The 11719-nt window shown below is 61.8% G+C and carries 11 protein-coding genes; 9 read left to right on the top strand and 2 right to left on the bottom strand.

The annotated features are described in order from the left end of the window. Positions 1-5: 5 nt before the first annotated feature. Positions 6-626: a hypothetical protein gene (locus IRZ31_RS16550; protein WP_297155613.1), complete on the bottom strand. Its 621-nt coding sequence runs from the start codon at positions 624-626 to the stop codon at positions 6-8. Positions 627-712: 86 nt separating this feature from the next. Further along, positions 713-1504, bottom strand: coding sequence for a 4'-phosphopantetheinyl transferase superfamily protein (locus IRZ31_RS16545; RefSeq protein ID WP_297155611.1), 792 nt, complete (start codon positions 1502-1504; stop codon positions 713-715). Between the two features lie 1186 nt (positions 1505-2690). Here IRZ31_RS16545 and lysW point away from each other — a divergent pair. The 9 genes from lysW to IRZ31_RS16500 all read left to right on the top strand — a co-directional run. After that, the gene (gene lysW, locus IRZ31_RS16540) at positions 2691-2855 is read left to right on the top strand and encodes a lysine biosynthesis protein LysW (RefSeq protein WP_069802964.1); all 165 of its coding nucleotides are present in this window, start codon (positions 2691-2693) and stop codon (positions 2853-2855) included. Positions 2856-2858: 3 nt separating this feature from the next. After that, on the top strand, positions 2859-3722 hold the full coding sequence (gene lysX / locus IRZ31_RS16535) for a lysine biosynthesis protein LysX (protein ID WP_297155608.1): 864 nt from the start codon (positions 2859-2861) through the stop codon (positions 3720-3722). Beyond that, on the top strand, positions 3719-4780 hold the full coding sequence (gene argC / locus IRZ31_RS16530) for an N-acetyl-gamma-glutamyl-phosphate reductase (RefSeq protein ID WP_297155606.1): 1062 nt from the start codon (positions 3719-3721) through the stop codon (positions 4778-4780). The genes lysX and argC overlap by 4 nt, the downstream gene beginning before the upstream one ends. 53 nt (positions 4781-4833) lie before the next feature. Continuing rightward, positions 4834-5712 (top strand): [LysW]-aminoadipate kinase, encoded by an 879-nt coding sequence (locus IRZ31_RS16525; protein ID WP_297155605.1) that lies wholly within the window; start codon positions 4834-4836, stop codon positions 5710-5712. Next, on the top strand, positions 5709-8099 hold the full coding sequence (locus tag IRZ31_RS16520; protein ID WP_297155603.1) for a [LysW]-lysine hydrolase: 2391 nt from the start codon (positions 5709-5711) through the stop codon (positions 8097-8099). The genes IRZ31_RS16525 and IRZ31_RS16520 overlap by 4 nt, the downstream gene beginning before the upstream one ends. Beyond that, a complete protein-coding gene (locus IRZ31_RS16515) occupies positions 8096-9247 on the top strand; it encodes a hypothetical protein (RefSeq protein WP_297155601.1) in 1152 nt (383 codons plus the stop codon). Before IRZ31_RS16520 ends, IRZ31_RS16515 begins: the two co-directional genes overlap by 4 nt. Next, the gene (locus IRZ31_RS16510) at positions 9235-10488 is read left to right on the top strand and encodes a 3-isopropylmalate dehydratase large subunit (RefSeq protein ID WP_297155599.1); all 1254 of its coding nucleotides are present in this window, start codon (positions 9235-9237) and stop codon (positions 10486-10488) included. Before IRZ31_RS16515 ends, IRZ31_RS16510 begins: the two co-directional genes overlap by 13 nt. A 98-nt stretch (positions 10489-10586) precedes the next feature. Further along, on the top strand, positions 10587-11075 hold the full coding sequence (locus IRZ31_RS16505; protein ID WP_297155597.1) for a 3-isopropylmalate dehydratase small subunit: 489 nt from the start codon (positions 10587-10589) through the stop codon (positions 11073-11075). Next, a partial coding sequence (locus tag IRZ31_RS16500; protein WP_297155595.1) for an isocitrate/isopropylmalate family dehydrogenase occupies positions 11072-11719 on the top strand: 648 nt, incomplete at its 3' end. The genes IRZ31_RS16505 and IRZ31_RS16500, both read left to right, overlap by 4 nt.

Genomic DNA, 11719 nt, shown 5'->3' with positions numbered 1-11719 from the left:
TGTTTTTACGCGACCGCCGGTGGGTGGCGGGGGGGGGGGGGTGGCATGAGGGCGCTCGTCACCGGCACCAACGGAGGCAGGGCGCCGGTCGCCCTGTTGGGAGGAGGTTGGGGAGCGATCGCCGTCGTGGCAGGTTCGCTGTCTCCGCCCTCGGAGTCGGGTTTTGCTGGAGCTGGACCTCGCAGAGCATCAGCGCCTGACTCGACAGCGGGGCCACTTTCTGCCTCGGCGACCGCTGCCGGGTCCGCAACTGCTGCTGCACTCTTGCCTGGCGACGGCTGGTACAGCTGGGCTGTGGCGGCATACTCTTCCAGCGAGGAGAAGACAGGAAAGCGCTGTTGACGAGCGTAGTTGGCCACCTTCGAATCAGGCTGGGCGATAATGACGAGCTGCGTCTGAAGCTCCCGCTGTAGCTCTCGCAACCCTTCAAAATCAACCTTGCGGTAGAAAGCCTTATTCTCGGCTGGCAGAAGCAACAGTGTTTGTCTGCGCCCCAGCTTCTCTTGAGTCAAGATGGCCGTGAGCACACTCTGGCGCGTATCATTGGGCCGCACCTCGATGATACTGATGGCCTGATTGCGCAGTGCTTCTGCTAGGGGCAGCTCACCACCGTTGTGCTCTTTCATGATCCACGCCTCCTTGCTCTCTATGCAAGCCGCCGCCAACTAATGATAGTCCACGGCCTGGATTATGGGCTTGAACGCTTGCTTTGTCAAGTAGCTAAAGAAGGAAGATCACAATCGTTCCAGCGGAAATACGTTACATGCTCGATATGACCCTCAACTGCCAGAGCTGCGCTATAAGCAGGATCTGGCTCGATAGCCAGCAAAGACCAGCGTTGAGGAGCATCTGGCTCTTCATGGCTTGCCAGCAGTCTGGCAGGAGCATCGGGAGTAAGCGACACCTCAAAGGCGTCCAAAGGCAGCGAAAGACCCTGACCGCGTGCCTTGACATAGGCCTCTTTGCGCGTCCAGCAGTGGAAAAAAGCCGGCAGCCTCTTCTCTTGGGGCAGGCTGAGGAGCGTCCTGTATTCCGCGGGGGCAAAGTAGCGGGCGGCGAGCTGTTCCAGCTCGGCCTCTGGGAGCGGACGCTGATACTCAAGGTCGATACCGATCGCCTGTCCGCCTGTCACAGCATAGAGCGCGAGCGCTTCGGAGTGCGACAGATTGAATGTCAAGGTGGACTGAGAGCTATCTGGACTTGGTTCTAGCTCCGGCTTCCCCCAGGGATTGGTGCGCAAGCGCAGCTGCTGAGGAAGAAGCCCAAGATAGCGGCTAAGAATAAGACGCAAGATGGCGCGTGCCGCCACGAAGTGCTGGCGGGCCTGAGCTGAGCGGAAACGAGCGGCATGATCCTGCTCAGCGGGTGTCAGAACGGCAGCCAGGTCTTCCACGCTGGTGGGAGGCAGAGCCAGCGTGGCGCCCCAAATATGGACCTCACCACGGACGAGACTCATATGGGCTGGTGCACACGGCCAGCGCTGCCAGGAAGGAATAGTACTCATTCAGTGGCCTGGTCCTCCTTCTTCCCTTCGCAACAGAGCAGAGTGCCTCTCTCTGTTTCTCAGAGAGGAAAATTGGCGAGCGCGCGCGCGCATGGCTCGCCAGCCTCTACCCGGCTCTTCATTCATTACAGACGTGTCAGGGGGATCTCTTGTTGCAGCCTGGCTGAACGCCAGGGAGGCATCGAAAGCGGAGCGAAGGCCCATTCCCAGGTCCAGGGCCAGGATAGGGCAGAAGTCCTGCTTCAATACCTTCCCCAGGACTTGACAGCAACGGCAAAAAATGGTATAAATCCCAAAAAGCAACCCGCTCTAAGAGCGAAAGGCGTTGCGGGATGAGTAGCGGCCTGGCCGCATTCAGAGAGCGAACGGCTGGTGCAAAGTTCGTATGCTGGTAGGTCGTGAAGAAGGTCCCGAAGCTGCGAGAAGAAATCGTCCGTTCAGGCGGGCGAGAGTAGACCTCTGCCGGAGGCCCCCGTTAACGGGCAGGAGTGCAGTCTCGCTCTCTGTTCTCTGTGCATGCTGACTCGAAAGAGGGAGGGCGAGGGAATTGCACTCGTCGAGGTCACTACCGTGAGGTAGTGGCGAATGAAGGTGGTACCGCGAGAGCCGCCATCTCTGTTGCGCTCTTCGTCCTTTCGAGGATGAAGAGTTTTTTTGTTGCTGCGGCAATCTGCCTGCCGGGATGGCCGGGCGGCGGCAGCAAAGAGACGGATCCTTCCAGGTAAGAACCTGCCAGCGGGAACCGGGCTGCGGGCGCCGGTCGCTGGTTAGCAAATAAGCGCCTGCTAGACAAACAAACACGGTCAAATTCAGAGAAGGCACGGAAGGGGACAGGTAGCGGTTCCTCCGATAGCCAGAGAGCGAGCGGCTGGTGGAAAGCTCGTCTATCGTGAGCCGTGAGAAAGACCCCAGAGCTGCGAGAAGAAATCGTCCGTTCAGGCGGGCGAGAGTAGACCTCTGCCGGAGGCCCCCGTTAACGGGCAAGAGCACGCTGGTGTGCTCGCTGAGGCCGGTGCGCAGGAGTGCCGGTGAATGAAGGTGGTACCGCGAGAGCTGTCGATTGTGATTGTTGACGCTCTTCGTCCTTCGCAAGAGAAGGGGACGAAGAGCGTTTTTGTTTGGCTCTCTCTAGAGAGACACAGACGTGCAATAAGGCTGCTAGTCAGGAGGAGCAGTAATGAGCAAACTGGTTGCCCTCTGTCCGGAGTGCGAGGCCGAGATCGATCTGCAGAACAGGCTTGTAGGGGAGATTGTCTATTGTCCTGATTGTAATGCCGAGTTGGAAGTCACTAACCTGGAACAGCCGGCAGTGGCGCTGGCACCGCGTGTTGAAGAGGATTGGGGTGAATAGACCATGAGGCTGGCAATTCTGACCTCGCGCATCCGCGTTGAGGAGAAGTTGCTCATCGAGGCTATGCGCCAGCGCGATATCGCCTTCGACCTGCTCAATGATGGCGAGCTGCTTCTTGACCTGGCGCGACCTGATGAGCGCTGGCGCTCCTACGATGCCGTGCTCTGTCGCAGCGTGAGCCAATCCCAGGGCCTGGCAGTGGCTCAGGTCCTGGAGAGCTGGGGAGTGCAGGTCTTCAATCGCCCGGCGACGACGGCCATCTGTAACGATAAGCTGCAGACCACCCTGGCCTTGCTACGTGCGGGCATCCCTACACCACGCACGCTGCTGGCCTGCAGCGCCGAGAGCGCTCTGCGCGGCATCGAGGCCCTGGGCTATCCCGCGGTTATCAAGCCGACTACTGGCTCCTGGGGGCGTCTGCTGGCGCGCGTCAATGATCGCGAGGCTGCTGAGGCCGTGCTGGAGCACCGCGAGACGCTCGGTTCTTATCAGCACCACATTCACTATATCCAGGAATACGTGCAGAAGCCGCAGCGCGATATCCGGGCCTTTGTTGTAGGAGAGCGTACGATCTGCGCGATCTATCGCACGAGCGAGCACTGGATCACCAACACGGCCCGCGGAGCGCAGGCCAGCAATTGCCCAGTCACACCCGAGCTTGATGCCCTCTGTGTGCGTGCGGCGCAGGCAGTTGGTGGTGGCATTCTGGCCATCGATCTCTTGGAAGACGAAGAGCGTGGCCTGCTGGTCAACGAGATCAATGCAACGATGGAGTTCCGCAATAGCATTGCTCCCACGGGGGTCGACATCCCCGGTGCGATGCTGGACTATATCGAGCAGTGTGTGAGGCAAGGAGCGGAACGATGAGTCAGGTGCGTGTAGCGATCGTTGGCGGCTCGGGCTATACCGCGGGCGAACTGCTGCGCCTGCTCCTCTTCCATCCCCAGGTGGAAATTGCTCAGGTGGCTTCCGGCAGCCACGCCGGTCAGTATGTGCATAGCCTGCATCCCAATCTACGCAAGCTCTGCGGCCTTCGTCTCTGCCATTATGATGACCTGTCGACTTGCGACGTGATCTTTCTCTGCATGCCGCATGGAACGGCAATGCAGGCCATTGAGCGCTATCGTAGCCTGGCGCCAGTAGTCATCGATCTCTCAGCAGATTTTCGCCTGCGCTCGCCAGATCTCTATATGCGCTGGTATGGAAAGGAGCATTCGCAGCCGGAGCTACTGGCCCAGGCTGTGTATGGCCTGCCCGAGCTGCATCGGCAGGAACTGCGCGAGGCGGCGCTCATCAGCGGGACGGGCTGCATGGCCACGGCGGCCATCCTGGGTTTGGCTCCGCTCTATCGGGCCGGCCTGGTAGAGCAGAGACTGCCTCTGGTGGTAGATGCGAAAGTTGGCTCCTCGGCGGCGGGGGCCACGCCCGGACCCGGTAGCCACCATCCCGACCGCAGCGGGGCTGTGCGCTCGTTCCAGCCGACCGGTCACCGCCATAGCGCCGAGCTGATCCAGGAGCTGGGTGCTCTGGCAGGAGGCTCCTGGGAGCAGGCGCTCGCCTTCTCGGCGACCGCTGTGGAGCTGGTGCGGGGTGTCCTGATCACCGCCCAGGTCTTTCTGAATACCGACCTTGATGAGCGGGCCCTCTGGCGTCTCTATCGCGAAGCCTATCGCGATGAGCCATTCATTCGCCTGGTGAAAGAGCGCAGCGGCGTCTACCGCTATCCAGAGCCGAAGATTCTGGCTGGCAGCAACTACTGTGACATTGGCTTTGAACTCGACCCTTCCCAGCGCCGCCTGGTAATCATGGCTGCGCTGGACAATTTGATGAAAGGGGCTGCCGGCAATGCTGTGCAGGCGCTCAACTGTCGCTTTGGCTGGGATGAGACGCTGGGGCTGACCTTTCCAGGGCTGCATCCGATCTGATCTGAGTTCTGTTCGCTTCGCTCAGGAGAGAAAGAGAAGAGGAGGCACGGGCCATGACTCTCGTTGTCAAGATTGGCGGTGGGGCCGGTATTGATGCGGTGCCGGTTGTCGAAGAGATTGCTCGTCTGGTTGCCGAAGGTGAGCGAGTGGTGGTGGTCCACGGCGGCTCACAGCTCACCAATGAGCTGAGCGAGCGCCTGGGGCATCCCATGCAGGTACTTACCGCTCCCAATGGAATGACCAGTCGCTATACCGATGCCGAGACCTTGCGTATTTATGCGATGGCGGTGGCCGGTCAGATGAACACGGAGCTGGTAGCGCTCCTGCAGCGGCGCGGCGTCAATGCGGTGGGCCTGGCCGGCGTTGATGGGCGGCTACTGCTGGCGCGGCGCAAAACTGCCCTACGGGCGGTGATGCCCGATGGCCGCGTGCGGGTGGTGCGTGATGATTACAGCGGGCAGATCGAGCAGGTCAATGCCTCGTTGCTGCAGTTGCTGCTGGGAGCGGGTTATACGCCGGTGGTGGCGCCGCTGGCCTTGGGTCTGGAGGGAGAGCGCTTGAATGTTGACGGCGACCGTGTGGCGGCGGCAATTGCTGCGGCTTTGAGTGTGGAAACCCTGGCCATTCTGACCAACGTGCCGGGATTGTTACGCGACCTGGCTGATCCTGCCAGCGTGGTGCGCGACATCGCGGCCCACGAGCTGGAGCAGTACCTGCCCTATGCTCAGGGGCGTATGCGTAAGAAGCTGCTCGGTGCTCAGGAGGCTCTGGCCGGCGGGGTCCGCCGTGTCTGCATTGGCACTGGCTCGCTCGCAGCGGTTCTGGCAGGTGAAGGGACAACCATCACCGCCTCGGCATGTCTCAGCGAGAGCACGGCTGTCTCCTCCTCCTCCTCTTACATCGCTGCTCTGTCGGCGGAGGTACGGCGATGAGCGCACTCAGCGAACTAACGGCGCTGTCCGAGTCACTCATGGAACAAGAGCGGCTCTACAGCAGTGGAGTCTACAACAAGCGGCCTGTAGAGATTGTGCGTGGTGAGGGTGCGCTGCTCTGGGATGCGCAGGGCCGCTGCTATATCGACTGCGCCGCTGGCCACGGAGTGGCAAATATCGGGCACGGGCGGGCTGAGATCGCCGCTGTCCTGGCGGCCCAGGCTCAGCGCCTGATCACCTGTCCTGAGAGTGTCTACAACGATGTTCGGGCCCGTCTCCTGGAGCGTCTGGCGCAGCTCATGCCGTCTGGACTACAGCGCTTCTTTCTCTGTAATAGCGGCGCGGAGGCTGTTGAGGGAGCAATCAAGTTTGCTCGTCTGGCGACCGGACGACCGGGCATCATTGCCACCCTGCGTGGCTTCCACGGGCGGACCTTTGGCGCTCTCTCTGCTACCTGGGAGCGTAGCTATCGTGAGCCGTTTGCTCCTCTGGTGCCAGAGATCAGGCATGTGCGCTACAACGACCTGGCTGCTCTGGAGCGAGCGATCGACGACCAGACAGCGGCAGTGCTGATTGAGCTGGTACAAGGCGAGGGAGGTGTGCACGTCGCTGATCCGGCCTACGTGCGCGGGCTGGCTGCGCTCTGTCAGGAGCGGGGGGTACTGCTCATTGTCGATGAGGTGCAGACGGGCTGCGGGCGCACGGGGCGTTTCCTGGCCTGCGAGCATTATGGGCTGCAGCCTGACCTGCTCTGCCTGGCCAAAGGGATCGCCGGCGGGCTGCCGATGGGTGTGGTTGCGCTGGGTGAGCGCGTGATCGCCAGCGGGCGTCTCACTCCGGGCGTGCATGGCAGCACCTTCGGAGGCAATCCGTTGGTCTGTGCTGCGGCCCTGGAGACACTGGACATTCTCGAACGCGAGGGACTGGCCGAGAGAGCCGCGCGCCTTGGTCAGCATGCCCTGGAGCGCCTGCGAGCGCTGCAGTCGCCGCTGATCCGCGAGGTGCGTGGTCTGGGCCTGCTGCTCGGCGTCGAACTACGCACACGGGTGCAGCCCTATCTCGAAGCGCTGCTAGAGCGTGGCGTGCTGGCCCTGCCGGCAGGTCCCAATGTCATCCGCTTGCTGCCACCGCTGGTCATCAATGAGGAGCAGCTTGACCATGCGCTTGACTGCCTGGCGGAGGTCTTGCTGCAAGCCGGGCAGCCGGGGCAGCCGGAGGCGACGGCGGGACCGCATTCCGCGGAATCAGCGGCGATCTCGGGAGGGGCATTGACTGAACAGGGGCCAGAGGTTGAGTTGCTCTCTCGCATGGTGAGCATTCCAAGTCTCTCCGGTCAGGAGCGTCCTCTTGCGACCTGGCTCGCTGAATATCTACCGCGCCTGGGGCTGCAAGCCAGTCTCGATGAGGTCGGCAACCTGATAGCCACGGTGCCTGTGGCCCCGGAGGTTGCCGCACGAGCGCCGCTAGTGCTGCTTGGCCATATGGATACGGTACCGGGGGCCATCCCGGTAGCCGTCCGTGAGGGCAGGCTCTATGGACGTGGGGCTGTGGATGCCAAGGGACCGCTGGCGGCCTTTCTGGCGGCGGCGGGGCGCCTCGCCAGGCGCGGCGGACTGCAGCGTCCAATCGTGGTTATCGGCGCAGTGGAGGAGGAGGCGGCTACCTCGCGAGGGGCGCGGGCCGTCGTTCAGCGCTATCGCCCCTATGCCTGTCTGATCGGTGAACCGAGTGGCAGCCGGGCGGTGACCCTGGGCTACAAAGGGCGACTGCTTGTTGACGGGCGAGTGGTGCGTCCCTGTGGTCACAGCGCTGGCCCACGCCAGACGGCGGCGGAGGCGGCGGCGGCTTTCTGGGAGCGGGTCAGACTCCATGCGGAGGAGTGGAATCGTGAGCACGGTGGCAACTCACCTTTTGCGGCGCTGCAACCGGTGCTGCGCGGCATCGAGAGCGGCCAGGATGGCCTATACGAGTGGGCAACGTTGCGCATTGGCTATCGTCTGCCGCTGGCCTGCTCAGCGCGGGAGCTGCGCGCTGAGCTAGAGCGCTGGGCGGCGGAGGCAGAACTGGCAGTAAGCTTCAGCGGCGAAGAAGCTGCGTTCCAGGCACCGCGCACAACCAGGCTGGTGCGCGCCTTTGTGCAGGCCATGAGGGCAATGGGAATCCAGCCTGCCTTTAAGGTCAAGACCGGCACTTCGGATATGAATGTCGTCGGACCGGTCTGGGGACCAGAGATTGTGGCCTATGGCCCGGGCGATGCGCGCCTGGATCATACGCCCGAGGAACACCTTGCTGTGGAGGAATATATGGAGGCCATTGCCATACTGGAGCGCGTGCTGACGAGCCTGGCTCAGGAGGTGGCAGGCAGAGGGGAGGGCGAGGAGCGATGAGACGAGCGCTGCACATTCTCGATACGACGCTCAGGGAAGGCGAACAGTTCGCCGGCGCTTTCTTCAATCTGGAGCAGCAGATTGCCATTGCGCGTATGCTGGATGCCTTCGGCGTCGATTTCATAGAGGTACCCTCACCGATCTCGGCACCGCGCATCCGCGAAGCCATCGAGCATCTCTGCGCCCTGGGGTTGCGGGCGCGCATCGTCACTCATGTGCGCTGTGTTGAGGCGGATGTCGAGGCGGCTCTAGCAACCCCGGTGGCTGGCGTCAACCTCTTCTATGGTACCTCACCCGAGCTGCGCTCTTATAGTCATGGTAAGCGTATCGAACGAATTATCGCCGATGCCGTGCCGCTGATTCAGCGCATTCGCGCTGCGGGGCGCTATGTACGCTTCTCGGCTGAGGACGCCTTCCGCAGTGATCTGGTCGACCTGTTGACCGTCTTTGATGCCGTTGTGGAGGCAGGGGTGGAGCGCATCGGCCTTCCGGATTCGGTAGGGATTGCCACGCCGCGCCAGGTCGAGCGCATCATTCGCCTCTGTGCCGAGCGCTATCCCCAGGTGGGAATCGAGTTTCATGGCCACAACGATAGCGGCTGTGCCATTGCCAATACCATTGCCGCCTACGAAGCCGGAGCTGATTGTCTGGATGTGACCGTCCTGGGCATCGGCGAGCGCAATGGAATCGCCTCATTGAGTGGCCTGGTGGCGCAGCTCTACTTGCACTATCCCGAGACGCTGCAGCAGCGCGATTTAAGGCAGTTAGCGCCTCTCGATGACTATGTTGCTCAATGTCTTCATCTACCTATTCCTTTCAATAATCCGATTACGGCGCCGTATGCCTTCACTCATCGCGCAGGCGTGCATACCCGCGCCATTCTGAACAATCCGCGGGCCTATGAGATTCTTGATCCAGCAGATTTCGGCCTGGAGCGCCGCGTAGACCTCGGCTCGCGCTTTACGGGAAGCCATGCTGTGGCTCATCGGGCCGCGGAGCTGGGGCTGCAGCTGAACGACGAGCAGGTGCGAGAGCTGACCTGGTCCCTGAAGATGCGTGCTGAGGAGGGGCCACTTTCCCCAGAGGCAGTCGATGCCTTTATTCGATCCTGGTATGAAGAACAGAGGAGTACCGCATGGGAACGCTAGCCGAAGAGATCTTTAGCTATAAGCTGGGCCGGCCAGTGAGCGCCGGCGAGATTGTGATCGTCGACGTGGATCACGTCATGAGTCATGACACAACCTCGCCGCTGGCCATTCAAGCCTTTCGCAAGTTGACGGGCGAGCGTGGTGGGCGCGTCTTTGACTCGGCGCGTGCGCATATTGTCTTTGATCACATCGTCCCGGCGGCCACTGTGGCGGCAGCCACCCTGCAGCGTGATATCCGCGGCTTTGCTCGTGAGCAGGGCATCCAGATCCTGCAGGAAGGCATTTGTCATCAGGTGATGCCGGAGCGTGGCTTTGTGGCGCCGGGCGAGATTATTGTTGGTGCTGACAGCCACACCTGCACCTATGGCGCCCTCGGGGCCTTCGCCACCGGCATGGGGTCGACCGATATTGGCGTGGCCTATGCCACAGGGCGAAGCTGGTTCCGTGTTCCTGAGACCATCAATGTGCGCCTGACGGGGCAGTTGCAACCCGGCGTCTATGTCAAAGATGTGACGTTGGAGCTGGTGCGACGCATTGGCGTGGATGGGGCCAACTACCGCGCCCTGGAGTATAGCGGCTCGCTTGTCGAGTCTCTATCGATTAGCGAGCGTTTCACGCTCTGCAACATGGCTATTGAGATGGGAGCCAAGACCGGCTTGGTGGCGCCTGATGCCACCACCGAGGCCTGGCTGCGCGGGCGTGTCAACCGCAGCTATCCCATGTTGCAGCCCCAGAATCCGCGTTATGAGCGCGTGGTCGAAGTCGATGTCTCGGATCTATCGCCGCTGATCGCCTGTCCGCCGGATGTCAACAATGTGGTACCGGTCGAGCAGGTAGAGCACATACAGATTGATCAGGTCTTCCTGGGCACCTGCACCAATGGCAGGCTCGACGACCTGGCCATCGCGGCCTCGATCCTGCGGGGGCGCACCATTCATCCCAATACGCGCATGGTCGTGATCCCGGCCTCGCGCGAGGTCTATCTGGAGGCGCTGCGCCTGGGCTACATTGAGACCTTTATCCAGGCGGGGGCCTCGGTTGGAACGCCGGGCTGTGGCCCCTGCATTGGCCGACACTTTGGCGTGCTTGGTCCCGGCGAGCGTGCCCTGACGACGATGAATCGAAACTTCACCGGGCGCATGGGCGATCCCACAGCCGAGATCTATCTAGGCAGTCCGGCCACGGTGGCGGCAACGGCCATCACCGGGCATATCACCGATCCGCGCCAGTTTCTCGCCTGAGAGCAGTCAGAGGCAGATGGGCGGAAGAGGAGAAAGAGGCTCTGGACGGTAGGGCAACGATCGCAGATTGAGAGTGTAAAGAAGGAGTTATATAGAGCATGGGACGTATCTGGAAGCTCGGTGATAATATCAATACCGATGTCATCATTCCGGGCCGTTACAATGTCACGACCGACCGCGCGCAGCTGGCGAAGTACTGTCTATGTGAGATTCTGCCAGAGTTTGCCCAGCAGGTGCGCCAGGGCGACATCATCATGGCCGGCCACAACTTTGGCTGTGGCTCCTCGCGAGAGCATGCACCGGCGGCCATCCAGGCCAGCGGCGTCAAGGCGGTGATAGCTCGCAGCTTTGCACGCATTTTCTACCGCAACGCCATTAACATCGGGTTGCCTGTCCTGATCTGCGAGGAGGCCGTACTCAATAGCGAGGATGGGCAAGAGGCCGACGTTGATCTAGAGCAGGGCCTGATTACCAACCTGACCACTGGCCAGCGTTTTCAGGCGCAGCCGCTGCCGCCCTTTATCGCGCGCATTGTGGAGGCTGGGGGGATCATTGAATACATCCGGCGTGAGGGAACGCTGCGATGAGCGCGGGCATCTTTCGGCGAACGCTGGCCCCGGGCGAGCAGGCGCTTGTCTGTGTTGTTGCCGGCGATGATGCTGCGCCCGAGGTGGTCTGGCCCACAGTGGAGATCTTGCAGCGCCTGGTACCGGAGCTGCGCTTTGCCAGGGGGAGCAGTGGGCGCGAGGCCGAGGAGCGCTATGGGGCGGCTTTTCCGCAGGAGACGCGCGAGCTGATCGACAGGGCGGTGTGCACGCTCTTTGGAGCCAGTGGCGGGCCGAGCCGGCCTGTGCTCTGGTATCTGCGCTGGAGCAAAGATACGCGCGTCAACATTCGTCCGGTGCGCTGGCAGCCGGGCTATCGCAGTCCAATGCGCGAGCCGGAGCATTTCGATTTTGTCATTGTGCGCGACAATCTAGAGGGGATGTATCCACCGCGTGAAGGAGACCTGACCGAACTGGCGGCCCTGGCGAGTAGCCGTAGCTGGTGGCAGCCGCCTCCGCTGGATCGCCAGGGGGCCTATGCGGTGCGCATCTGCACCGATGAGCAGATGGCCTATGTGGCGCAGGCGGCCTGTGAGCTGGCCCTGGAGCGCAAGGCTCAGGGCTATCCGGGACGGGTGACGCTCGGCGCCAAGTATTCGATTCAGCCGCGCACCGATGGGCGCTTT

The sequence above is a fragment of the Thermogemmatispora sp. genome, from assembly GCF_019683635.1.
Classification (GTDB): Bacteria; Chloroflexota; Ktedonobacteria; order Ktedonobacterales; family Ktedonobacteraceae; genus Thermogemmatispora.
Note: the sequence above shows the minus strand (reverse complement) of the source record. Positions and strands in the feature narration are given on the sequence as shown.